Source organism: Neobacillus sp. GCM10027624 (assembly GCF_042675345.1).
GTDB classification, from domain to species: domain Bacteria; phylum Bacillota; class Bacilli; order Bacillales; family Cytobacillaceae; genus Neobacillus; species Neobacillus cucumis_D.
In genome coordinates, this window is record NZ_JBHTHD010000008.1 from 213,303 (window position 1) to 238,708 (window position 25,406).

22 protein-coding genes and 2 pseudogenes are annotated in these 25,406 nt (G+C 36.8%); 5 read left to right on the forward strand and 19 right to left on the reverse strand.

Annotation, left to right across the window (positions count from 1 at the left end; all coding sequences use genetic code 11):
* Positions 1–19: 19 nt before the first annotated feature.
* The 12 genes from ACFQZ9_RS12255 to ACFQZ9_RS12310 form a co-directional block, all read right to left on the reverse strand.
* On the reverse strand, positions 20–1,219 hold the full coding sequence (locus ACFQZ9_RS12255) for a glycosyltransferase family 4 protein (protein ID WP_498944002.1): 1,200 nt from the start codon (positions 1,217–1,219) through the stop codon (positions 20–22).
* A gap of 86 nt (positions 1,220–1,305) precedes the next feature.
* Positions 1,306–2,331, reverse strand: a complete 1,026-nt coding sequence (locus ACFQZ9_RS12260; RefSeq protein ID WP_498944003.1) for an EpsG family protein — start codon at positions 2,329–2,331, stop codon at positions 1,306–1,308.
* A gap of 20 nt (positions 2,332–2,351) precedes the next feature.
* Positions 2,352–3,581 carry a glycosyltransferase gene (locus ACFQZ9_RS12265; protein ID WP_498944004.1) on the reverse strand — a complete coding sequence of 410 codons (1,230 nt, stop codon included), beginning with the start codon at positions 3,579–3,581 and terminating at the stop codon, positions 2,352–2,354.
* Between the two features lie 81 nt (positions 3,582–3,662).
* Positions 3,663–4,889, reverse strand: coding sequence for a glycosyltransferase family 4 protein (locus ACFQZ9_RS12270; protein ID WP_498944005.1), 1,227 nt, complete (start codon positions 4,887–4,889; stop codon positions 3,663–3,665).
* A gap of 33 nt (positions 4,890–4,922) precedes the next feature.
* Positions 4,923–5,648 (reverse strand): GNAT family N-acetyltransferase, encoded by a 726-nt coding sequence (locus ACFQZ9_RS12275; protein WP_498944006.1) that lies wholly within the window; start codon positions 5,646–5,648, stop codon positions 4,923–4,925.
* Positions 5,649–5,670: 22 nt separating this feature from the next.
* Positions 5,671–6,291, reverse strand: coding sequence for a sugar transferase (locus ACFQZ9_RS12280; protein ID WP_498944270.1), 621 nt, complete (start codon positions 6,289–6,291; stop codon positions 5,671–5,673).
* Positions 6,292–6,305: 14 nt separating this feature from the next.
* A complete protein-coding gene (locus tag ACFQZ9_RS12285) occupies positions 6,306–7,523 on the reverse strand; it encodes a DegT/DnrJ/EryC1/StrS family aminotransferase (protein ID WP_498944007.1) in 1,218 nt (405 codons plus the stop codon).
* 159 nt (positions 7,524–7,682) lie between these two features.
* A complete protein-coding gene (gene galU, locus ACFQZ9_RS12290; RefSeq protein WP_498944008.1) occupies positions 7,683–8,564 on the reverse strand; it encodes a UTP--glucose-1-phosphate uridylyltransferase GalU in 882 nt (293 codons plus the stop codon).
* A gap of 55 nt (positions 8,565–8,619) precedes the next feature.
* Complete coding sequence (locus tag ACFQZ9_RS12295; protein ID WP_498944009.1) at positions 8,620–10,446, reverse strand: polysaccharide biosynthesis protein; 1,827 nt, start codon at positions 10,444–10,446, stop codon at positions 8,620–8,622.
* 298 nt (positions 10,447–10,744) lie between these two features.
* Positions 10,745–11,506, reverse strand: coding sequence for a tyrosine-protein phosphatase (locus ACFQZ9_RS12300; RefSeq protein WP_498944010.1), 762 nt, complete (start codon positions 11,504–11,506; stop codon positions 10,745–10,747).
* 72 nt (positions 11,507–11,578) lie between these two features.
* Positions 11,579–12,277: a CpsD/CapB family tyrosine-protein kinase gene (locus tag ACFQZ9_RS12305; RefSeq protein ID WP_498944011.1), complete on the reverse strand. Its 699-nt coding sequence runs from the start codon at positions 12,275–12,277 to the stop codon at positions 11,579–11,581.
* On the reverse strand, positions 12,267–13,016 hold the full coding sequence (locus ACFQZ9_RS12310) for a YveK family protein (protein ID WP_498944012.1): 750 nt from the start codon (positions 13,014–13,016) through the stop codon (positions 12,267–12,269). The genes ACFQZ9_RS12305 and ACFQZ9_RS12310 overlap by 11 nt, the downstream gene beginning before the upstream one ends.
* A gap of 226 nt (positions 13,017–13,242) precedes the next feature.
* Between ACFQZ9_RS12310 and ACFQZ9_RS12315 the strand changes: the two genes are divergently transcribed.
* Positions 13,243–13,995 (forward strand): SGNH/GDSL hydrolase family protein, encoded by a 753-nt coding sequence (locus tag ACFQZ9_RS12315; RefSeq protein WP_498944013.1) that lies wholly within the window; start codon positions 13,243–13,245, stop codon positions 13,993–13,995.
* Between the two features lie 87 nt (positions 13,996–14,082).
* Here ACFQZ9_RS12315 and ACFQZ9_RS12320 read toward each other — a convergent pair whose 3' ends face one another.
* The 3 genes from ACFQZ9_RS12320 to ACFQZ9_RS12330 all read right to left on the reverse strand — a co-directional run bounded on the left by ACFQZ9_RS12320 (position 14,083) and on the right by ACFQZ9_RS12330 (position 17,572).
* The gene (locus ACFQZ9_RS12320; protein ID WP_498944014.1) at positions 14,083–14,247 is read right to left on the reverse strand and encodes a YwzD family small protein; all 165 of its coding nucleotides are present in this window, start codon (positions 14,245–14,247) and stop codon (positions 14,083–14,085) included.
* A 514-nt stretch (positions 14,248–14,761) separates the two neighbouring features.
* Positions 14,762–15,493, reverse strand: a complete 732-nt coding sequence (locus tag ACFQZ9_RS12325) for a LytR/AlgR family response regulator transcription factor (RefSeq protein ID WP_498944015.1) — start codon at positions 15,491–15,493, stop codon at positions 14,762–14,764.
* Positions 15,494–15,562: 69 nt separating this feature from the next.
* Positions 15,563–17,572, reverse strand: coding sequence for a PAS domain-containing hybrid sensor histidine kinase/response regulator (locus tag ACFQZ9_RS12330; RefSeq protein ID WP_498944016.1), 2,010 nt, complete (start codon positions 17,570–17,572; stop codon positions 15,563–15,565).
* 193 nt (positions 17,573–17,765) lie between these two features.
* On the opposite strand from ACFQZ9_RS12330, the gene ACFQZ9_RS12335 reads away from it, so the two are divergent.
* Entirely contained in the window at positions 17,766–17,930 is a 165-nt protein-coding gene (locus ACFQZ9_RS12335; protein WP_498944017.1) for a Spo0E family sporulation regulatory protein-aspartic acid phosphatase, read from the forward strand.
* A 109-nt stretch (positions 17,931–18,039) separates the two neighbouring features.
* Here ACFQZ9_RS12335 and ACFQZ9_RS12340 read toward each other — a convergent pair whose 3' ends face one another.
* The gene (locus ACFQZ9_RS12340) at positions 18,040–18,198 is read right to left on the reverse strand and encodes a YwzD family small protein (protein ID WP_498944018.1); all 159 of its coding nucleotides are present in this window, start codon (positions 18,196–18,198) and stop codon (positions 18,040–18,042) included.
* A 225-nt stretch (positions 18,199–18,423) separates the two neighbouring features.
* Between ACFQZ9_RS12340 and ACFQZ9_RS12345 the strand changes: the two genes are divergently transcribed.
* Positions 18,424–19,776: an Ig-like domain-containing protein gene (locus ACFQZ9_RS12345; protein ID WP_498944019.1), complete on the forward strand. Its 1,353-nt coding sequence runs from the start codon at positions 18,424–18,426 to the stop codon at positions 19,774–19,776.
* A 208-nt stretch (positions 19,777–19,984) separates the two neighbouring features.
* Complete coding sequence (locus tag ACFQZ9_RS12350) at positions 19,985–21,424, forward strand: C40 family peptidase (RefSeq protein ID WP_498944020.1); 1,440 nt, start codon at positions 19,985–19,987, stop codon at positions 21,422–21,424.
* Between the two features lie 912 nt (positions 21,425–22,336).
* Here the strand turns inward: ACFQZ9_RS12350 and ACFQZ9_RS12355 are convergent.
* Complete coding sequence (locus ACFQZ9_RS12355) at positions 22,337–23,563, reverse strand: ATP-binding protein (protein WP_498944021.1); 1,227 nt, start codon at positions 23,561–23,563, stop codon at positions 22,337–22,339.
* Positions 23,564–23,732: 169 nt separating this feature from the next.
* On the opposite strand from ACFQZ9_RS12355, the gene ACFQZ9_RS12360 reads away from it, so the two are divergent.
* Positions 23,733–24,275: a flavodoxin family protein gene (locus ACFQZ9_RS12360; RefSeq protein ID WP_498944022.1), complete on the forward strand. Its 543-nt coding sequence runs from the start codon at positions 23,733–23,735 to the stop codon at positions 24,273–24,275.
* A gap of 178 nt (positions 24,276–24,453) precedes the next feature.
* Here the strand turns inward: ACFQZ9_RS12360 and ACFQZ9_RS12365 are convergent.
* Together ACFQZ9_RS12365 and ACFQZ9_RS12370 are read right to left on the reverse strand one after the other, a co-directional pair.
* Positions 24,454–24,681: pseudogene (locus ACFQZ9_RS12365) on the reverse strand (SDR family NAD(P)-dependent oxidoreductase); the annotation flags it as partial.
* A gap of 239 nt (positions 24,682–24,920) precedes the next feature.
* Positions 24,921–25,297: pseudogene (locus ACFQZ9_RS12370) on the reverse strand (catalase-related domain-containing protein); the annotation flags it as partial.
* Positions 25,298–25,406: the final 109 nt, after the last annotated feature.

Genomic DNA, 25,406 nt, shown 5'->3' on the forward strand with positions numbered 1-25,406 from the left:
TTTTATCCTCCTAAAGAAATTATATAATTTCATCAATCTTATCTATCAATCTACCCATCGCATATTCTTCCGTATGATACTTCATTGTATATTCAAAATTTGAACTTCCCATCTTTTTCGAAAGTTGTCTATTGTTCTTAAGTTTTAAAATAGCTTTAGCTAATTCTTCTGGATTGTTCGGCTCAAATGTCAGTCCATTTTCTCCCTCTCGTACAAATTCTCGAATATTAGGGAAATCACTTATAATTACAGGTTTCTTTTGAACTCCAATTTCAAAGGCTGGTCTTGCTTGATGTGGCTTTTTCATCGGAAAAACTAGTACATCAGATGCTGAATATAATACTGAAATATCATTTTGAACTCCAACAAACTTAATTTTACTTTCAATACCTTTTTGGCTAATATACAATTTTATTTTATTGGAAAATTTAATTGATTTCCTATTTATTATTTTTTTTAAAAAATTCCTTCCACTATCCGCAGTAATTGCTCCTATATCATTACCAGCTACCAGTAGATTTATATTTTCATTCTTTAATAATTCCATTGCCTGAATGGCTATATCAATACCTTTCAATTTGTCAATTCCACCTACAAACCCAACATTAAAACTACTTTGTTCAACATTTATTTGTTTGCATGCAAATTCTTTCCCCAATTTGTCTACATAGTTCTCTGGGTACAAAAAATCTGGTGCAACCAGTGATTTTGCCTTATTTAAACTTGTTTGTAAAAGGTCATATTCTGATAGAAAGGAAACCAATGTAAAGTCTTCTAACATATTTTTCATGATTTTATTAATAAAGTTATGAGGATTTCCTTTAATTGTTTCTCTTACGAAACAAACACTTTTATATTTTTTAAATAACTTCCCCATCCAGCAAAGTACCTTTGAATTCACGATAATTAAGTCTGGTTGTTCTTCGGATATTATATTTTTCCAATAACTCAGTTGAGAAATTGCATTTTTTAATAGATACCAAAAACCAGGTTTAAACACATTGCTTCCACCACTATAATATGGGATTTGTCCACACATAAAAGAATAGGTCTTTGGATTCAAACCTTTTGATTGTAAAAAATCCAGTAAATGCGGAGGGCTATCCGGAATATATGCTATCACATTATATTTGCTTCTTAGTGATTCCCACGTGTTATACATGCTAATACCTGATCCACCTATTGAACTCCAGTGATGTATTAACAGAATTTTTTTCATAAATACTCCCACTTTATAATTTTCTTTTTTAATTGTTAATGAAAATAACTCAATTATAAAAATCTATTTAAATTATGCATATAAAATCAGTAGCCCAATATTGTTCTATAAATGACATAGTGTTCTGCCCATAAAGGGTTTAAGAAAAATGAAACATATCTTAAAAGGTATATAATAATAACAATAATAAATAATAGTTGTCTATAAGCTTTAACTTTTATTTTTAGCAATATTTGGACTAATGTTAGGATTAAAAATATTTCAAAATACATTCCTAAACGTGCAATCATGGAAAGTTTAATAGCCAAAAGTGATATTATTGTACCGATTAAAGAAAGCTTTCCATATATTATTTCTTTACCATCTAGCCTGTTAATATTAAATAAAACTATAAAGAAGAAAACGCTAGAAATTAAAGTCGCTCTAAGACTTCCTGTAAGTCCTTGTTCAAAATATGCAGTATAATTCAATGGCAGGTATACCAATACTCTTGTCATAATTAGATCGAATAGTGGTGTTCCGATTAAAATAGCAGTTAAGACCGTTATTAATACAAACCACTTCTTTTTAATTTTTGAATCATTTAATACGAAGTATAAAGGTAATAATACTATCGCACTTGAATGGAAACCTGCAGCAATTAAAATAAATAATAAAAACAATAAAAGTTTCCGTTTTACTGCAAAATTGACCGCAATGACAAAAAAGCAGATTGCGATTGTCTGTCTTATACTGGATAATTGGACTAAAAAAAGATACGGATTAATTAGTAAAAGCATTACAGAAAGCCAATAGTCTTTAACTCTTAAATTTTTCTTGATTAATAAATAAATAGTTAAGATATAAAAAAGGCTAGTAATAGCTATAAACAAATAAAAGTTAGGAATTAACAAATTTAAATATTTAAATAAAATATCATTTTCTCCCCATGCTGATTGTCCATTAACAAATAAATTATGAATACTGTAATATTGCATATAATCATTTCCATAGTCATACCTTAATGCTAAAAAAAGAAAAAGCGAAAAAAAGGTAATAATATAGACAGGGTATCTTTTGTTTAAATCTGGAAAAGTAAAAAATAGTGCAAATAAAAATATTAAATGGGTCACTTAGTTACCTTTCCTTTCTATTACATATTGCTATTTATCATATTGAAAATATCAATCCCGATTTTACTGCTATTTTTATTTTTTAGAATAAAGTTTCTTGCTTTTTCACCCATTGCAATCCTTTCCTTATATGAAAGGTTAATGACTTCGTAAATTTTATTTTTCAATGATTCAATTGTATCTTCTTCTATATAAAATATATAATCATCATATTCATTTGGAATTCCATCGAGTTTATATGCAATTACTGGCTTTCCTGACAAAAGATATTCCATAGTTTTTATTGGAAAGGAGTATTTGGTGAATTCCTCATTGTTTGGTCTAGGGTTCACTAATACGGTTGCATCTCGTTGTAATCTTATTGATTCTTCATTTGTCAATTGTCCAAGGTAACAAATCCGATTATCGTTTTTAATATAATCATTAATTAGGTCACTAGCGTCTCCTCTTCCGCAAATCTTCAAATACAGATTAGGATGATCAATTTCATGAAATGCTTGAACTAAATTTAGTACTCCAAATTTTTTATTTAATGTACCAGTATAAACTATTGTTTTTGATTCTTCTTCCGATTTAATATCTTGAACATTCTTGTTTAATTCATTATTAGCATCGTCAACTACCCCCTCCACAACAACATAGGGCCTTTTACCAACTTTCAATATATCCTTCATGTATTCAGTTATTAATACAAATGAATCAACTTTTTCTAGTATACTTTCAAATGTTTTTATATCTATTTTTTTAAATAATTTATACAAAATCGACTTCTTCTCGTTTAAGTTCATATATATAGGTAAATCTGGCACCACTAAACAAATGTGTATTGATGGATCTTTTTGTTTCGCATAGACAGCTGCTTGTAAAAACGGAGTATGTGGTGAGTAAACTAAAATTACCTTTCGACTATCCTTCTTTAATATAAAATTCTCTATTGCTTTTTTAAGTGAATCTTTTCTTGAAAGATTTCTATATCCCCAAAGGTTACAAAATGATACATAATTACATAAAATTTCATTCTTATAAAAATCACTATGGTTTCCATAAAACAATTTAGAGTATTCCTTTGGATATGTTCCAATAAAGGGTGCAGACAATACTTCCAAATGAATATCATTATTATTCATTATTCCATCTATTAATGCCCACTGGAATTTATTCGCGGCATAATGCACTGTCCCCTTTGAATTATCCAATATCTCTTTTTCCATCTCTTTTGAAAACACTCCACCCAAGAACATCATTTCCATAATTACCCATCCAATACAATAAATTAAGAAGTATACGCTAAAATTCCTTTATACTTATTCAAGTTTATTTTTTCATCCCAATTATCTACTAGTTAATTGCTCAATCATTCTAATTATATTTGTATAAGTAACTTTTCTATCAAATTTTTCTTCAGCAAGTTTTCTTGAGTTTCGCCCCATTAAACTTCTTTCCTGCTCACTAATCTTATAAACTTTTTCTATAGTTAAAGATAGGCTTTTTGCATCTTCAGGTTCATAGTTATATCCAAAATTATAGGCATTTAGCAATTCTAAAAACTCTTTATTTAAGCTCCCATTAAGTATCGGCCTACCAGAAGATAAATAGTCACCGATTTTATTAGTTATACTCTGTGGAGCCTTTCTTTTAATCGCATTAATAACTGCATCAGATTTTTTCAAATATCCCCCCATTGTGGCATGGTCTACCCAGCCAGCAAATAAAGCATTACTATTATTTCTCTTTGCAAATTCTTTAAATTCACTTTCCAGAGGTCCACTTCCTAATATTATAGGTCTAACATTAATACCCTTATCCTTTGCAATCTTAGCTCCTGTTATAAAAGTATTAATGTCATAGCTATGCCCTAGAGAACCAATATAGGTAATCCAAAACTCACCAGGTGGTTTATTAATAAGCCCAATTTTCTCATTTATACCACTGTCAAATTTGTCTAAGTCTGTACCTATAAAAACATAGTCATTTATCAAACTCTTAGTATTTTTTCTTTTAGCAATCTCTAAATAAGTCTTAGAAACTGCCATAATTCCATCTGCAAGAGCATAAACCCTATTAGCCATTAATTGTAGAGGAGAAAATAGTATATTACTTACTATTGGAATATCAAGCACTAAATCATACATAACTTCAGGCCATACATCCTGGACATCAATAACAAAAGGTATGTTTTTTTTGCTAGCATATTTCCCAGCAGCCAGCGCACTATCTAATCCGGGTACACAAGCATATACCAAATCAAAATTTTCCTTACTATTATTTAAAAAATTCTTTAAACTCTGAGTAAAGGACCACATACTGTAAATTCGTTTAAAGCTTATATTCTTTTGATATCCAACTTCATCTAATATAACTATTTTATATGGGGCACTGTTAAATAGCTCATTATCACTTCTAAAAGTTCTATCTAATTCTCTAAATCTACTTGTTAAAACTGTAACTTCATAGCCCTCTTTCGATAGTATCTCGCATATTAATTTAAATCGACTTCTATTGTTTCCCTTTTCACCCGGCAACTGTGTGAACTGCGCAACAACTAGAATTTTTTTCACTATATCACCACTTCTCATTTCACAAAATTAAATTTATTTATTCCACAAGTGATAGACTTGATGGCATTCAGTTTGTTTACAACCAACCCGATGATAAAAATTTATTGCATCTATGTTTCTCATTTGTGTACCAACTTTAATTTCATTGATCCCCTTTAAATGAGCTGTAAATTCAACTGCCTTGAATAGCCTAGAACCCACACCCCTTTTAGTTACTGATGTTGAAACAGCGATAAGCTCTATAACACAAGTGTTACCTGAATATGAATGCAAAAGAAAACCATTTATTTCGCCATTTTCATCCAAGGATAAAGCAAAGAATTTATCCGGTTTACCAAATGAATTCATTACCCATTGCCGATACACTTGTTTACCTCCACGTTTAGATAGTTCTTCATCCTCGATAAATTTTGATACCGAAAAATTTGTCAAATCGATTACTTGATTATTTCTCTTTAAAGATTGATGAACTGTGATGTTTTTCGGCATTTCATTTATATCTTCTATCTCTTTTACAAATTGAATGTTCACATCAGCTAAAAATGCTGATGTTTCCTTTCCTATCAATTGTGCATTAACAGGCTCCGAATTTTGGTTAACAATAGATAAAAACTGAAAATCACTAAACCTAGTTTTTAGTTCATTCCATTCGGTAAATGAAATAGCCCTATGCAAAATTGCCCTAGCACTAGTTACACCAAAAAAATCTGTATCCCACTTTAATTTATTAAAAGAAATTGCATTCTCGATATTTTCCAAAATGATATTTCCCCTTACATTTCTAATCTGCATCTTTATTTGAAGTAGTATTTTTATCGATTACAAATATATCTTCACGCCTTAAAACAGATATAGCGGTCTTAAAAAACACTTTAATATCAAGCGCCAAAGAAAGGTGGTCAATGTAATAAATATCATTTTGAATTCTTTCTTTCCAAGGCACAGTATTTCGAAAGTATGCTTGATTATATCCAGTAACTCCAGGTCTAATTTCTAGCTTTCGTTCTTCGTTTCCCTCATATAAATCAATATGTTCCGGTAAGTCAGGTCTTGGACCAATAATACTCATATCACCTTTGAGTATATTTAAGATTTGAGGTGTTTCATCTAAACTTGTCTTTCGAATAAACTTCCCTATGTTAGTTAATCTAGGATCGTCTTCTGCATTAAAAGTTGAACCATCTTCATTTCTTAGATCAGGAGCATTCAATTTCATAGAACGAAATTTATACATTTTAAATATTTTTCCGTTCTTTCCAAGTCGCGGTGCATTATAAAAAACTGTCCCTTTGTCTTGAAAATATATAATTGGTCCTATAAGAGCAAGGATAATTAGCCAAAAAGGGAGTGCTATAAAAGCTAATAATAAATCAAATATTCTTTTTAAAAAATTCTTATACATATAATCACCACACATTAGATTTCATCCATTATCCTCTTCAAATTATTTATCACATACTCTAAATCTTCATTACTCAACAAAGTATGCAGTGGCAATGTTATTTCATTCTTATATACACTAAAAGCATTTGGATAATCCTTAATTTTAAATCCTAAGTTCTTATATGCAGTAAACATAGGCAAAGGTTTATAGTGGACATTACATGTAATCCCAGCCTCAGCCATCTTAATAATTATTTCATTTCTCTCAGCTTCTGTAATTCCTGGAATTCTTACTAAATATAGATGACCTGAAGATGCGAAATCATCTCCATAATGCCTTAAGCTTTGAATACCTAACGGCAATAGAGAACGATCATACATTCCAATAATTTCCTTACGCCTTTGTAATAAACCTCTATATCTATCTAGCTGAATCAAACCGAAACTTGCCATAATGTCAGTCATATTGCACTTATAAGCTGGATATACAATATCATATTCCCATGAACCTTTTTGTGATTTTGCCAGAGCATCTTTAGATTGACCATGCAGACTTAATAGCATGAATTGTTTATAAATCCATTCATCATCCAATCCAAGACCTCTATTCCAAACAACAGCCCCACCCTCAGCAGTAGTTAGGTTCTTTACCGCATGAAATGAAAAGCAAGTAAAATCTGAAACCTGTCCACATTTCAAGCCATGTCTCTCAGCTCCGAAAGCATGAGCAGCATCAGTCATAACAATTATCCTATTAAATATATTTTGAATTTCATTGTTGGCCTTAAAGAGATTTCTCTTGTTTTCAACAATCTCATATATAGCATCGTAATTACACATCTTCCCTGCTATATCCACTGGTATAATCACTTTCGTATTCTCTGTAATCGAATCGGCAAGTTTCGCATAATCCATCTCATAAGAATCAGGTGCGGTATCGACTAGGACAATTTTTGCTCCAACATGGTCAATAACCGAAGCAGATGCAGTGTAGGTATAGGCTGAAGTAATAACTTCATCTCCAGGACCTATGCCTAAAATACGAAGAGTTAACTCCATAGCAGCAGTAGCAGAATTAAGACATACAGCTTTATTTACACCAACATAGTCAGCAATTTTGCTTTCAAACTTTTTTGTTCTAGGTCCGGTTGTAATCCAACCAGACTTCATCGCTTTAATTACTTCTTCAATTTCAGCTTCCGTAATATCCGGAGGAGAGAAAGGGATATTTCTTAGTTTAGTATCAATCATTATTATCTTCCTCGCTTAATTTAGATTAAATTAAAAGAACTAATAATTATTTTTTCAGACGCTTAGTACTTATCCAACCAACTACTAACCACTAAAGTTTTAGAATCTATGGTCCCAACCCAAAGAAGTATATGAACAAGGACCAAAATGATCCATTTTCTATTTCACTTTAAATTCATCCATGACCTGATTAATATAATTAATCAATTCAATTCTTAATCCTTCATCTTGCAACGCAAACTCAATTGTTGTCTTTACAAACCCAATTTTTTCTCCGACATCATACCTCTTTCCTTCGAAATCATAAGCGAATACACGTTGAATTTGATTTAACTTTTGAATTGCATCTGTCAACTGAATCTCGCCACCAGCCCCGGTTTCCTGTTGCTCCAATAACTTAAAGATTTCAGGTGTAAGAATATACCGTCCCATTATTGCTAAATTTGAAGGTGCTGTACCTGGTTTCGGTTTTTCAACAAAATTATTAACCTGATAACGTCGTCCCTCTTGTATAGATGGATCAACAATTCCGTAGCGGTGTGCTTCATCGTCAGGTACTGTTTGAACTCCAATAACTGATGACCGTGTTTCTTCATATATACTTATTAGTTGTCTTAAACATGGAGTATCACTTTGCACGATATCATCACCTAACAGGACTGCAAATGGCTCATCCCCAATAAAATTTCGTGCACACCATACTGCATGCCCTAACCCTTTTGGCTCTTTTTGCCGAATATAATGAATATCTGCTAGATTAGTAGAATAACGAACTTTATCGAGAAGGTCGGTTTTTCCTTTTTCTAATAAATTTTGCTCAAGCTCTGGTGCAAAATCAAAATGATCTTCAATTGCTCGTTTGCCTTTACCGGTAACAATAATAATATCTTCAATCCCCGAGGCTATAGCCTCCTCAACAATGTATTGGATTGTCGGCTTATCTACGATTGGTAACATTTCTTTAGGCATTGCTTTTGTAGCCGGAAGAAATCTTGTTCCTAGCCCTGCTGCTGGTATGATTGCTTTCCGTACTTTTTTCATTTGCATTCCACCCTTGAATACTTTCAAAAAGTTAATGCTTTTTTAAAAGCATTTTTTAATTTACTGCTGTCAAAATTAATGTATTATCGAACTTATTATTAGCTATCGCAATTAACGTGTCATGCATTTCAGTTTCACTCATTTTTAATAGCTGGTAGATTAGTTGATTGAGTACCTCAGCATTCATTACATTTGCCTTCCCAATATGAATTTTTGGGAAGATACTTTCTGGGTGTACTTCATTTTCATTGAGAAGTTCTTCATACATCTTCTCTCCTGGACGAAGCCCTGTAAAGTGAATTCCGATTTCATCTTCTTGATAACCTGAGAGTTTAATTAAGTTTTTTGCTAAATCTACAATCTTCACTGGCTCTCCCATATCAAGCACAAACACTTCGCCTCCTCTTGCTAATGACCCTGCTTGAATCACAAGACGTGAAGCTTCTGGAATGGTCATAAAGTAACGTGTCATATCCGGATGAGTAACTGTTACTGGCCCTCCAACCTGAATTTGCCTTTTAAATAATGGAATCACACTGCCACGGCTGCCTAATACATTACCAAACCGAACAGCTACAAATTTAGTATTACTGTGTTGTGCCAAGCTCTGAATAATCATTTCTGCAAAACGCTTTGTTGCCCCCATTACGTTTGGTGGATTCACAGCCTTGTCTGACGAAATCATTACAAATGTATGAACTCCGAATGTTTCTGCCGCTTCTGCTACATTCTTTGTTCCAAAAATATTATTTTTAACTGCTTCTCTTGAATTGTATTCCATTAACGGCACATGCTTATGAGCGGCCGCATGATATACAACAAATGGCTTATGTTCTTCGATTATTTCAAAGATCCTTGTCCGATCCTGAATATCTCCAATTATCGGGACAATTTCAATTTGTTTCTGATATTTATTCCGAAGTTCCATATCAATTTGATAGATACTATTTTCACCGTGTCCTACTAATACGATTTTACTAGGATTGAACTTACAAATTTGCCGGCAAATTTCGGAACCAATGGAACCACCTGCACCTGTAACAAGCACGGTTTTTCCCGCAACCTTTGCTGAAATCCCTTGAATATCTAATACGACAGGTTCTCTACCAAGCAAGTCCTCTACTTGAACATCACGGAACTGATTTACTGAAATCTTCCCTGTCATCAAATCCTCAAGCTTTGGAATAATTTGTGTTTTTGCTTTAGTTTTTGCACATTCATCAAAAATCCGAGTTAACTCTCTTTGTGTTAAAGAAGGAATCGCAATGACGATGTTATCAATTTGATATTTTTCAACTGTTTGTACAATACAATCAGAATTGCCGACAACCGGGACTCCAAGAATATCCAACTTGTATTTAACGGGATCATCATCAATAAATGCTACTGGCTTTAAATCAATTTCCTGGTTTTTCTGTAATTGACGTGCAACCATAGTTCCGGCTGAACCTGCACCAATAATCAACGTTTTTTTGATATTTTGCTGCTTATTCATAACGTTGTCGCGAAACATTCTCCACGAAAATCGTGAACCGCCAATGAACAGAACATGAAGCATCCAGGTAATCATTAGCGCTCGAACATAAATATTATGGAACACAATTTCTTGCATTACAGCTGTCACGGCAATGGAAAAAGTCACTGCCTTAACAATCGCCACCAACTCACCAACACTCGCATATTGCCACGCCTTATTATAAAGCTTATAAAGTGAAGCAAACACATGATGACTGCATAATAACGTAATCGCCGTAATTGGCAGCATTTTCAGTTTAAAGATCGGTATTTCCGGTACCAGTGTGAAATAGCTTATGTAAATAGCAGTAAGCACAATCACCGAATCCAATAAAGCAAGTGTCGTCAATCTCTTTCGATAGGACAATGGTTTCTTCCCCCTTTATTCTCTCTATTTCGTTCTTCTAAATTATTTTCACAAAAAAATAAATACCTAATGGAAATGCATGTGTGACAACACCTGTTCTTTCATTAGATATTTATTATTTTTATGTATCGTACGCCAAACCCATCCTTACAACACGCCCTTGTCAACTCTGATTAAGGAGAAAATGTTTCCTCCCCGCACACTGTAACCAAGTACTCCAATGGATATCGGAGATGGAAGCCTCACTGTCAGGTGATTTCATCTAAAAAGAATAAATTAAGTCTATCGGCTTCATCTATTAAAAAAATATAAACTTTTTCTTCCTTTTTATTGGCTCTGGAACTTCCTTTATCACATTTTCTCCATTTACCAATAGCTCGGCATTCTCCCTAAACAAGTAGACCTGATCATCTCCAAATTTTGACTGAATCAAATAGATTGCCTCTTCCATTTTAAAGGAACGACTTGTGATGTTATGAGCATCCGATGCAATGAAATGCGTTAAATTCGCTTCAATTATTTGATTCGAAAATTCCTTGATTTTTTTTCCGAAATACCCGGCAACACTTGATGCTGTGACCTGCGTCAATGCCCCTTTTTCCACGAACTGATACAATAATTCTGGGCGTTCCATTAATTCGGAATTTCGTTCAGGATGAACAATAATTGGTGTCAATCCCTTTACTTGTAGATCATAAAGAAGCCTTTCTGTATATCTTGGAACATGGTTGGAAGGGAACTCAATAAATAAATAGGAACTGCCATTTAGGGTTTGAATTTGATTTTGCTGATAATCCTCGAGGATTTCACCGTAAATCCTTGGTTCTTGTCCAGGTAGGATTTTAACACCAACTCCATGTTCTTGTAGAACATGGTTTAGCTTTTCTACTTGATCAAGAATTTGCGGCTTTCGATTATCATATTTACTATTCAAATGGGGGGTAGCAATGATTGTATGAATCCCTTCTTTTGCCGCTTGTTTGGCCATGGCAATACTATCCTCAAAGCTTTTTGCGCCATCATCGATCCCCGGCAATATATGACAGTGTATATCAATCACGTTAACTACCACCCTTCCATATTTTTCAATACAATAATTCACTTCATAACTATTTTAATAGCTTATCTATTATTATTTCGTTCCATAATAATAGTAATAATTTGATTTTGAATCGATCTTTTTATTGTTAAGAACGACTCCTATGATTTTACTTTGAGCAGTTTCTAACAACTCTTTTGCCTTTTCTAATTTATCTTTTTCCGTTTTTCCGCTCGAAACGACCAAAATCGTTCCATCACATTTATTGGCAAGAATTTGAGCATCTGTTACGGCTAGTACTGGAGGAGCATCAAACAAGACCATTTCAAATTCTTCTAATGCGTTATTGAGGAAAACCTCCATGGCCATCGAACTTAGCAATTCTGCCGGGTTCGGAGGAATCGGCCCGCTTGATAAAATGTATAGGTTTCTTTCCGCAGACTCTACTACCGTTTCTTCTAGCTTCAACTGTTTTGTAAGAACACTCGTCAATCCAAAAGTATTCGTTTTATTAAAGGTGTAGTGAACCGTTGGCTTACGTAAATCCGCATCCACCAATAAGACTTTTTTACCTTGCTGGGCAAGAACAATGGCTAAATTCGCAACCGTTGTCGATTTCCCCTCTCCTGGACCAGCTGATGTTACCATTAACGTTCTTGCTTCCTGATCAACAGACGAAAATTGAATATTTGTCCGAATCGTTCGATATTGTTCCGCAATCGTTGATTTTGGATCAATCATTGCGACTAGATTTCTTTTATTAGATATTTTTTTATCCTTTTTAAGAGCCAATTGTCTCACCTCTTAATTTAGCTTTTCGGTCTACCCGTTTTTTTGACAATTCCTTCAAACGCGATTCATCCATCGTCGCAATGACTCCAAGTACTGGAAGTCCGACTAGTTTTTCAATATCTTGTTCTGTTTTCACTGTATTATCAAAGTACTCTAATAGGAAAGCAAAACCTACACCAGCCATCAAACCTACCACTAATGCGATTGCTATGTTTAACAATGGGCGGGGTTTAATCGGAGACGGATTTTCTCCTACCGACGCTTTTGCCAAGATGCTGACATTGTCTACACTCATGATTTTGACAATTTCTTTTTGGAAAGTTGCGGCCGTTTTATTGGCAATTTTCGCCGCCATTGCTGGATTTGTATCTTGAACAGATAAATTGACAACCTGGGAGTCAGTTTCATTTTGTACCGTTATTTTCTGGTTTAATTCATTTACCGTCATCTTTAGATCTAAGTCCTTGATAACAAGATCCAAAATGGCAGGACTTTTGATAATGACATTATAGGTATTAATTAATTGAAGGTTAGTCTGAACTTCATTTGTGTTATATAAATTATCCTTGTTTTTCGATTGATTGACTAGCAACTGGGTGGAAGCTTGATAGATGGGTGTTAAGAAGAAATAACTAACCACACCACTAATTAAAACGGCGATAAAGGCAATTGAAAGGATTAATCTTAGCCTTTTTCTGAGGGTTTGCAATAATTCCTGTAAACTGATAGTTTCTTCCATGGGGTCCTCCTGATATTATTTCAAGTTCAAAACATCCATAATTATATCATAGATTGTAGTCGATAAGAACCATAAATCTACAATTTTTGCTAAATTTCTTCCTTTTGACTTTCTAATCATACACCTCTTTTGTAAATTTTTGTAGGCATTTTTGGTAATTGGAATAAAATGCTTTCTTCTTTCTGCTATAATAGAAATGCAGAACTTATTGGAGGTTTTTTTGTTTATGAAGAATTTTTTAACTGTTCTATTGGGAATTATATGTGTGGCAATACTTTTTTGGGGCCATTCCTACTATAATCAAAAAATTGAAGCAGCATCAAATAAAGGAACTGAGATAAGTGAGGGAGCAGGCGAAGAAGCAGTTGAACAGTCCATCGATATCGATGACCTTACAAAAAATTGGCCTGATAAGGCAGTAGGAAGAATGAAGCAAACTATTAAAGAGAAAAAGAAGTTTAAGCTTCTTTTAGTAGGTAATAAGTCTGATGCGAAAAGCTATAAAGATGTAAAAGAGAAGCTTACCGAAGCATTTGGGGACCATATCTCTGTTTCCATAGTTTCCTTTAATGAAACTTCCACGAAATTTGTTGAAGAAAAGGATCTTGCTGATAAGAAGGCCGATTTATTCGTGCTTGAACCTTTTTTGGTAGCGGATAATGGCGTAGTAGTGATCGATGATACCCTTAAAAATGTGTCGAAGATCACTGAACAGGTGGTTGTTTCGAATCCGGATGCATCTTTAGTTCTGCAACCGTCCTATCCTATTTATCAAGCAAAATATTATCCTATTCAAGTTGAAGAACTGAAGAAATTTGCTGAAAAGAAGGATATTCCTTTTCTTGATCATTGGTCTGCATGGCCTGATTATCAAAAGGAAGAAATTAAGGACTACCTGCTTCCAGATCAAAGCGGTCCAAATGAAAAAGGAATTCAGGTTTGGAGCGATTATTTATTACATTATTTAATGAACAGCTAGAGCGAATCGTCATGATTCGCTTTTTTTGTGTAAAAATATAAAAAGCGAAAACAGGGTGTCGTTTGTAGGCGACCCTATTATCACTTTTTACCTTACCATTATATTTTTTAGTTCAGTCTCTAAGTCTTCTAGTAACTTATGTACTGTGAGATTACTATCTTTTAGGCCTTTTTCGTAAGATTTCTTTACGATCTCTGAAAATGCACTTTGCTCTTCAGACCTACTCTTCTTCTCCTTGCCTTCCACTTTCATCGACGCCTCCTACTATCATCCTAATCACCTATTTTATTCCTAATTTATAGGAATGGTAACAAGAGTACTTGCAGCAAAACTGCCCATCATCGTACCTACAATGGGAATCGGAATAACAGCCCGGCCTAATGCCACTATGCCGTTTTCTTAACAGGCAATTCACCCTTGACTCACAAACTCATCAAAATCAATTTTTCCACTTTTGTAATCCATAAAAAGCTTTGAACACCAAAATATCATAAAAAAAAACGCATTATAATAGGAAGGTTCTCATATGGAAGAATATTGGATTGAAATGCGGTTAGGGAGGTATGAAATGCGGAATCCATGACATGAAGGGCTATGAGAGGTTGGTAAAATTATAAAGGGTGTATGTGACCCGTGACCTATACAGGTTCATAACAAAAAGACAGAATGGCCAAATCGATTCATCACCGACGGATCTTTCTAGCTAAAAAATTATCCATGAATTTCCCAAACGAAAAAGGCCTTTTACTAACGTTAAAAGACCTCCTCATGTCCCCATCAATCGATGAACCTCGTTGATTTTCAATTTAGAAATATAAACTATTTTTTCAGAGGTTGCGAAGTGTGCCGAATAGGTTTCCCCCAAGGCTTCTATTCTGACAATTTTCTTCAAGTTGACAAGATAGGATCGATGGGTTTTATAAAAATAGTCAGGGAGTCGCTCCTCCAGCTCTTGAAGCGGTTCATGCGTTACAAACCGCTCATCCACCGTATGAACGACCGATTTCCTTCCCTCTTTTTCGATAAAAAGAATCTCTTCCACCGGGAGATAGACAAAGGTTTGATTCGACCGAATCGCAAGCCTTTTCCATTCCTTCTTTGCCGCTCTTGATTCGATTACTTTCGCTACTTCAATCGACTTCCTTGCCTTTTCAAGTGCCATAAAAAAGCGGGTCCGCTCAATCGGCTTGACTAGATAATCCACGGCTGAGAGGTTAAATGCTTCCACTGCATACTCCTCATAGCCCGTGGTAAAAATGATATGAAGAGATGGGGCCATCAATTTGCAGGCTTTTGCTGCCTCCACACCATTTAGGTCGGGCATCTGGATATCCAATAAGGCAATTTCCGGTTTTTCTTTCATGACTAATTCCAGCAATTCATTGCCGCTTGCCGCTTCACCGGCAATGATATAATTGGGCATAAGCTGTGTAAATTGTGCTAAAAGTGTTCTCGAAGAAGGATCATCATCGGCAATGACCACCTTAATCTGTTCCATATTGATCCCCCATTTGAAACGAACCTATCGATCCATCCATATTTTCGCTTATCTGTTTGTTATTATACATTAAATTAAATACTTGGAAATCTGCTGAATAAAAGAGGCAATTTCCAGCGGTTTTGTGATATATTCCAAAAAACCAGCCTCCAATGCCCGATGGATGTTTTCCTCCATCGCATTCGCACTTACCGCCAGAACCGGGATGTTGGCGGTTTCCGGATTTGCCTTTAGCGCCTTGATGACTTCAAATCCACTTATATCAGGAAGATGGAGATCACAGAGGATTATATCAGGGAATTGTTCACGGGCTGCTTTGATTCCCTCCGCGCCGGTTAAAGCCGAAATCAACGAAACTCCCTCAAGCGTCTCGAATATCTCCAAAACCAATTGCATATTGGCGATATTGTCCTCGATATATAATACTTTTGTGTTCATCGGTTTTTGGGGGTTTTTGCCAGCGTGCACGATCGTTTCTTCTTTCGCCCCCCCATGATGATTGGCCAATGGGAGGCTAAACCAAAAATCGCTGCCCTTATCGCTCTCGCTTTCTACCCCCATCCGGCCGCCCATTAAGGCCAGGAGACGCTTGACAACCGAAAGTCCGATTCCTGCCCCTTCCACAGAGGAATGGTCAATCCGATAGAAGGGTTCAAACACCTCGTCCTGTTTTTCCTTTGGTATGCCAATTCCAGTATCGCGGATATGAACAGAGAGAAACCCTTCTTCGCTCGTATATACTATAAAAATTTCCCCGTTATCCCGATTGTATTTGATCGCATTATCCAATAGATTCAAAATAATCTGCCGTAAACGAACAGGATCTGCCACCACATATTGGTCTAAGGCATTTTCTTGATAGAGGATGAGGATTCCTTTCTGATTGGCCGAAGGACGTGTGAAATCGATGCACTCCTTGATCATTTCGTTAATGTTGATCTTTTTCGTTGTGATTTTTAGTTTCCCCGCTTCAATTCGGGAAAGGTCTAGGATTTCATTGATTAAATCCAACAGATGGCGTCCACCCTTACCGATTTCCTCTAAAAATCCCCGCTGCTTTTCGGTCAACGTTTCATCCAATTCCAGCAGTTGATAAAATCCAAGAATTCCACTTAACGGTGTTCGCAGTTCATGACTCATATTGGACAAGAACTCTGATTTGGCTCGGTTCGCTTTTTCCGCTTCTTCCTTAGCCTTTCGATTGGCCTCTTCCAATGTCTTACGTTCGGTAATGTCTTCAAATGTCCACAGATGTCCCTTTAGCTCCTCATCCATATAAAAAGGGCGATAGCTTCTTCTCAGGGTTCTTCCGCCCTTAAAGAAGACTTCATCCACTACCGGCTGGTGATTCTCGATCATTTCTCCCACTCTTTTTCCCTCTTTTTCGACATGTTCAAAATAGACATGATGGTAATCTGCCACATTTTTTCCCATGTAACACTTGGTGGGTTGGTCTAAATGAAAGATTTGGCCGCATGCCTCGTTAATCGCGATGATATTCTTCTCTTTGTCCACCACAAGGATGCCGAATGGCAGACTATCAATTAACGTTCTGCCTAAGGCATAGGATTCTTTCAGCTTTTTTTCATTTTCCTTTTGCGAGGTGACATCGACACCTGAACCAATCACTTCCACCACTTGGCCGTTCTCAAAAACCGGACGTAAACCGACCAGGTAGTCGACTCCATTTAATCTTTGCTCATAGTTTATCTGCTCCCCTTCCCAGGCTTTTCGATAGGACTGAAGCTTTTCTTCCGCATATTCCTGAAGTAAAAAATCGCGTAAATCTTTTCCGACTACTGCTTCAGAAGATAGTCCTAATTTGGCTAGCAGTTCTCCTTCACACAAAGTATGTATGTATCGATCGCCGATTTTTACATATTTTAACGTTAACCCTTGCTGCTTTTGAATCGTATGGAGTAAATCTTGTTTGGCTTTTTGTATTTCGATTTCTAGCTCTTTTTGCTTCCGAACCTTCTTTTTTTGATCACTTGAACCCAGCCTGTTGGATAGTATGGCTCCGGCAGCAAACGATGCGAGGGCCGTAACGGCTATTAAAACGATTTCATTAGGGGTCACGAATCTCCCACCTTTTATGTAACAAACTTGTTACATTTTTTACTCTTTCATGTCAAGGATTCCTCAATTCAACCCTCTCTAACCGCATTTTAATCCAGAATTGGTCCATATGGGAATCTCAATATTCAAAATTTCAAATTTAATGATAATATTAATTTTAGCGTATTTAGATGCTTCACAAGGAGCGGTACTCATGCACGATTTGATCTTAACGATTGAACAATATAAAAAAGAATTGGCTAAATTGGTGGAAACCTTTGGGATTACTTCCCCTGAAGCCATTAAATGCAGTGAGGAGCTGGATTCCCTCATCCATTTAGTATTATCCACTGTAGAAAATAGGGAGCAGCCTCAGTAGATTTTCTTTACCTGAGACTGCTCCTTTTTTTGTTTTTTAGATGACTGTTTTAAAAATGAACTAAAAAAAAGATAACAGGATGTCGTTTACAGGCGACCCCATTATCTTTTTAACTTACCCTCATATTTTTCAGTTCGGTTTCTAAGTCTTCTAATAACTTATGTACGGTGAGATTACTATCTGTTAAACCTTTTTCGTAAGCCTTCTTGATAATCTCTGAAAATGCACTTTGCTCCATAGAACGGTTATTCTTCTCCTTGCTTTCCACGTTCTTTGACTCCTCCTACTATCGTACTAATTACCTATTTTATTCCTAAATATTTGATATGTAAATAGATTTCCAGTCGAAATTAAAAGAATTTTTGTGAATTTCAGAGATTAATTGAATTTTAGAAGAGAAAATTGTAGAAATAACAGTTTTTATATAAAGTTACATAATTTTACAACCGTGATATACTTACTAGGAAAATATAATTAGTTGGGGGAAGATGTTTTGAAAAAGAAAGTTGCTTACGCTGGGATTGGGGCTGCTCTATTGTTTACAGGATTCCAGTCAACGAAAACGTATGCTGCAAGCCCAGTAACGGATGTTCAAAAGAAGATCGTTGAATTCCACCAAGACCGTCATTCAACGGTAAAAGATTCAAAGTTTCATTCATTGAATGTTCGGAAGTTTATCAATAAGAGTTCCGGATTTACTAGATTGGAAGAAACGAATAATCCAATTATTGAATCCGAGCCCAACGACCTTCCTGATTACGCTAATCCGGCAGAATTGGACACCGGTATTTTCGGAGATTTTCGTTACAATGTAAATGTAGCGGGTGATTTGGATTTTTTCAAAATCAATATCACTGAACCTGGCTATTTAGTTCTTCTGGGCAGCATCGTTGAAAATAACGATTATTTAGCAGATTTAGGATTTGCGTTATTGGATCCTTTAACTGATAAGTTTGTTATCCCAGAAGATTATGGTACGGATGATGGAATTGACTATCAGATTTTGTCTGTTACGCCAGGAACCTATTATATCGGTGCCACAAATTTAAATAAAGTAGCCTCAAATGATATTTATATGCTTTATGCTGGTATGATTGATACAACACCACCGGCACAACCAACTGTCAATCCGATTGACGACAATGATAAAACCATTTCTGGTAAAGCGGAAGCGGGTTCAACGGTAACCATTAAGAATGGCGCTGCAACCTTTAAAACTATTAACGCAGACAATTATGGTAATTTTAAAGTAAGCCTTGCAGCCCCATTTAAAGCTGGAACGAAGCTTAGCTTTACTGCAAAAGATTCTGCTGGAAACGTTAGCCCTGTCCGTAATGTTACGGTACTGGATAAGACTCCACCGGCTGCACCAAAAGTAAACCCTTTCGATGACAATGATAAGTACATTACTGGTAAAGCCGAAGCGTATTCGAAAATTACGATTAAAAATGGAACAAAACCATTTGGTGTAGCGAATACGGACAAATACGGAAACTTTAAGTTTCCGACGAAGCCAGTCAAAGCTGGATCTAAATTGTATTTTACGGCTACGGATCGATTTAAAAATGTAAGTAACACAACATCTGTTACGGTAGCCGATAAAACAGCTCCAGCTACTTTAACGGTTAATAAAGTGAAGAAAACGAGCAAATATGTCAGTGGGAAAACAGAAACGAAAGCCTATGTTACTGTGAAGGCTGGCAGCAAGACATTAGCGAGTGGAAAAGCGGACTCTAAAGGATATTACAAATTAAAGATTAAAGCGCAGAAGAAGAATACTACGTTAACGATTACGGCGAAAGATGCTGCCGGAAATTCGAGAGTGGTTAAGGTAAAGGTTAAATAGGGTGTTGATAGGGGCATTGCTTAAGAGCAATGCCTTTTTAGTTTTGCACCTTTTTACATTTTCACCCCCTTTCTCCTATGGTTTTTGCACCCTTTTCCCTCAAAATCTTACCTCATTTGTCATCTTTTTCAATTTTGTGCCCCGAAACACTAGCAAACTATGATAAAATATTTAAAAAGTGAAAAAATTAGAGAGGTGAAGGGACTCAATGAAGAAAACAATAGTCCGTGCGGTTTCGACAGCGGCGGTTTTATCGGCAGTTTACGCAGGGACGGCGCACGCAAGTACATATACAGTCAAAAAGGGTGACAACCTATCACATATTGCCTCGAAATATAACACCAGTGTACACACATTAATGGCATTGAATGGTTTAAAATCGGATTCTCTACAGATCAATCAGAAACTTAAGCTCCCGAACACAAAAGCAAAAACGACTACTGTTACGAGGACATCCTCCCCGGTAAAGACCTATACCGTCAAAAGTGGGGATGCCTTAATTAAGATTGCCAATAAATATGATGTAAGTGTCGGCGACATCAAGCTGTGGAATGGACTGGATAGTACAATCATTTATCCTGGTCAGGTGCTGAAGGTTGCTGCTGGGTCATCAGGGGCAACTTTTACGACGGAAGCGGTGGCAAAGAAGACATCTCCTACCACCTCTAAAACGGCGACGACTACGTATGTAGTTAAAACAGGCGATAGCCTTAGTAAAATTGCCGTGAAATATAAATCGACGGTGTCGGAATTGAAGAAGTTGAACAATTTGAAGTCTGACCGAATTAAGGTTGGCCAGAAGTTGAAGGTTCCTGGTAAGGCGAGTACCACAACTACTACTTCATCGACGACAAAAAATGTATCCACTTATACCGTTAAATCTGGTGATACACTCGGAAAGATTGCTAAGCAATTTGGTCTTAGCTTGCAGGAATTGAAAGCATTGAATGGCTTGAAGTCCAATTTGATTCGTGTTGGACAAAAGTTGAAAGTGACCGGTAAGCCGGCAGTTGCTGCTAAACCACCTGCGCCACCTGCCAATCCGCCTGTTCAGCCTGCTAAGCCGCAAACACCGCCCGCAAATGCGACTGATTATATCGTGAAAAGTGGTGACACCCTAGGCGGGATTGCCAAGCAAGCGGGAATGACGGTTGCGGAGCTAAAGGTACTAAACAATATGACTTCCGATCGAATTTATGTCGGTCAGAAATTGAAGATTACAGGGACGTCCGTGTCTGTTCCCGAGTCTACGACGACGACAGCGACAACGCCTTCTAGTGGTGATGTTTCTGCCAAAATTGTCAGTACCGCAAAAAGCTTAATGGGTATTCCGTATGTCTGGGCTGGCAGCACTCCGTCTGGCTTTGATTGCAGCGGCTTTATTTATTATGTCGCCAACCAAGCAGGCATTGATATCGGCCGCTATTCCGCCGATGGCTATTATAACCGCACGTACTATGTCGACAAGCCGAAGGCTGGGGATCTCGTATTCTTTGAAAATACTTATAAAAAGGGTATCTCCCATGTCGGATTCTACCTTGGTGACAACCAATTTGTTCACGCCGATCCGTCTCGCGGTATCGCTATTTCGAGCTTAACTATCTCTTACTTCAAAGAGCATTTTGCTAGTTTCAAGAGATTTTATTGATTTGCATAGCCAGCCCTCCTTGAATGGGGCTGGCTTTTTTAATGAGACTTTCTCTGTCTGCGGTTTTTTATTGTTTGGACTGGATTGTTGGGTTAGTCTTGGGTCTCACCTTCTAGCTTGCTTCAGGCTGCGGGCGAGTTTTTACGCTGGAAAAGGTAGGGGAATGTGGATGGGTTCTTTTTCATATGATGATTTGTCGTTGTTGCGGTTAGAGGTAGTTTTTTGTTGGAGGGGTTGCTTTCGGGATTTGAGGATTGACGGCTTTTATTGGGACTATTGCCTGACCCTTTTGTTTGTTCATGGTCACACTCTGGTATGGATAGGCCCATTAGGATTTACCGTCCAGTTTTGGATCTTTATTGACCACTTTGGGGAGATTACATTCCGGTTCTTCCTCTTTACCCACAACTTTTCTTTTAAGCTATTAAAAACCAGGTATTCTTCTTTGAAAATTACCTTTTTAAAAGAAAAATTACCATTTTCAGTAAGATTCTATCCTCATATCAGATCTCTTTTTAAACCTCATTTCGTTTACCCACCGGTTTTTGCTCTTTACCCACTACTTTGGGGAGTTTACATTCCGGTTCTCCCTCTTTACCCACTACTTTTGCCCTTTTACCTTCCACATTTAATTTAAGCAGCTAAAAACCAGGTATCCTTCTTTGAAAATTACCTATCTTAAAGAGAAATTACCATTTTCATTAAGTTTTGTTCCCAAGATTAGAGCTCTTTTTAAACCTCATTCCGTTTACCCACCGGTTTGGCTCTTTACCGACCACTTCGAGGAGTTTACATTCCGGTTCTCCCTCTTTACCCACTACTTTTACCCTTTTACCCACCGCTTTTAATTTAAGCTTCTAAAAAACCAGGTATCCCTCCTTGAAAATTACCTTTTTCAACAAAAAAGGCCAACTACACCACCAACAACGGCTGCGTGATCGTTGGCAGCATGATTTCCACCGTAGTCCCCTCGTCTACGACACTCGTAATCTTAATTTCCCCGTTATGGCTCTCGATGATTTTGTAACAGGTCATCAGGCCGAGGCCGGTGCCTTTTTCTTTTGTGGTGTAAAAAGGTTCCCCAAGTGTTGGAATCCGGGCCTCCGGAATCCCCACGCCCTGGTCGATAATCTGAATCGAGATTTTTCCGTCTTCCTTTTGCTTCACCTTCACGTCGATATTGCCACCTTTTGGCATTGCCTCAATTGCATTCTTTAGCAGGTTGAGAAACACTTGCTTCAACTGATTCTCCTCGCACATCACCATTGGCAGGTCGCTGTCGAACTCGACGTAAATCTGGACATTGTTCAAAATCGACTGGTTATTGATTAGGGTGACGACGTCTTTGATTAAATTTTTCACATCTTTTTCAATAAAAACCGCAGCAGTTGGTTTAGCAAGAACGAGGAATTCACCGACGATGCTGTTAATCCGGTCGAGCTCTGAGAGGACAATATCAAAGTAATCCGGGTGCGTTTCCCCAGACTTGAATAGCTGGATAAAGCCGCGGATCGATGTGAGTGGATTGCGGATTTCGTGGGCAATCCCGGCCGCCATTTGCCCGAGTAGAGCGAGCTTCTCTGATTTTTGCAGCAGCTGCTCCGTTTCTTCTTTGCGTTCGGAGATATCCTTTCCAATGGAAAGCACGGCCTCTTTCCCGCCAAACACTATGTACATAGAAGAGACTTCAAAGAAAAAGGTTGAACCGTCTAGACGTTTTGCCTTGTATTCGATAGTGTTGACCGGTTGTTTTTCTTTATTAATCTGTTTGTACCGTTCTCGTGCACGTTCTTGATATTCCGGGACGATAAAATCAAAAATTGATTTCCCAATCAGTTCTTCCTTGCTTTTTACTCCTGCTGTCCTGACAACAGCTTGGTTGACATAAAGTAGTTTTTGGTCACTTAAAATGTAAACGGGGTTCGGCAAAGAATCGATGAGTTTTTTATAGCTGCACTCACTCTCCCGGACCTTTTTGGCAAAAAAACGTGCCTTGTCATATTGATAGCCAACGATCCATGCAATCACGGTGAAGATCAAAAAATCAATGGTGAAAAATTCTTGTTGGTGATACATTTTTTGAAATAAAGTAAATAATAGCGAAATACCTACGAGCGTGATTTGTCCTGATTTCCTCATGGCCTTGACCTCTTACTATTTGTCTTTTCTTAAATTATATCACTGTTGGGAAAATTGGTGGTAATGGTAGTTTTATGTATGTTTTTGTCGACTCGAGCACGGCTTGGTGAGTTTCGGTTAATTTTTGGTATGATGGAAGGGTAATCCATTTATAAAGGAGTTGGGACGGATGTCGATTGCGGTACTTTACGGGGGAACTCGTCCAAATGGGAATACGGAAGCACTGACTGAGCATGCGATTCGTGGGTTGGATGTGGAAAGAATCAACTTGAGGGATTTTTCGATTTTGCCGATTGAGGATGCACGCCATGATGAGGCCGGGTTCCAGGATCTTGGTGATGACTATAATGCTGTGATTGATCGGGTGTTGCAGCATGACACGTTGATTTTTGCTACGCCGGTTTATTGGTACAGTATGTCGGGGACGATGAAGAACTTCATTGATCGCTGGTCGCATTCGATGCGGGATGCGAAGTATCCTGACTTCAAGAAGCAGATGGCTGCAAAGAAGGCCTATGTTGTGGCAGTCGGCGGCGATAATCCGTACTTGAAGGGGTTGCCGATGATCCAGCAGTTTCAGCATATTTTTGACTTTATGAAGATGGAGTTTGCCGGGTATGTAATTGGTGAGGGCAATAAGCCTGGGGATATCCAGCAGGACAAAAATGCATTACATGCTGCTGAACAACTTCAATTGAAGCTTAAAAACTAACAGACGATAAAGGGATCTGTTTTCGGGTGCTTTCTTAATAAATGACACAAGAATTGACGTATGAATTGGCATACGTCTTTTTCTTTATTTATCAAGGTTCGTTCGGAATTCCTTTAACTTTGACATAACAATTGATGGACATAAGTATTGTACTATTAAAAATGGGTGTCAAAACTACTGATTTGATATGTTCAACCGCATGGCGGATTGCTTCAAGATCAGTTACATCTGCTGTTGCAGCTGAAATTTTGACATCATATTGCGCTAGTTCGGCAGATACCTTTTCAAGATTGGACATGTTTAATCCAATTAGCCCCAGATTAACTCCTTCTTTGGCTAAAGCAATCGCAGTAGCACGTCCAATTCCTCTGCCTGCTCCGGTAATTAAAGCAGTTTTACCTTTAATGAAATCATAGTACCATTCCTAATTAAAAATTTTAGGGTGTATAAAGACGCAATGTTTTTAAAAATCCTTGCAGTCTTTACCTTTTTCTTCTTCATCCTTAATTAAGGGAATAGAGCGGCTTAGTTCTTTTATAATTTCTGCTAAATATTGAGTGGTTCATCTTTTATCATTTGCTGCATTTTTGCCGCCGCAGCCTTTTTATCAGTTTGTCCCGTAATATGTTCAGCCCTTTTTGAAAATTAATATAGATCAGAAGGGTGTCCTAATTCTTCAGCCAGATTTACAGCATCCTCCATTTTTGTATCTGCCTCTGTTCCAGCAGCTCTCAGTCCTTCCTCAACTCTTCTTCCGTATTCTTCGTCACAATTCCTAAAGATTTCAATCATCTTGTCCTGGATTTCTTTTCGACAGGATGAAAGTGCATTAACAAGGTTGGAGGTTAATTCCTCCCTTTCCCAATCACTAAATCTTCTATACGTTTCGCCAGCTTGTCCAAGTTGTTTTCACGAGAGATTTTTACTCGTTTGAGATTTCCCGGAACATATGGCTCATGTTCTTTTCCTGGATTTTTTGCTTCTTTCAAGCCGCCAATCAAAGATGGCTCGTAATTCACATGTTTTTACTGGCTCCTTAGATAGTTTCTTGATTTTCAAAAATCAAATAATAGTAAATTGGAAAAACTACTATTAACAGTGCTGAAAGGGCAATGAGTATGCACGTTGCTA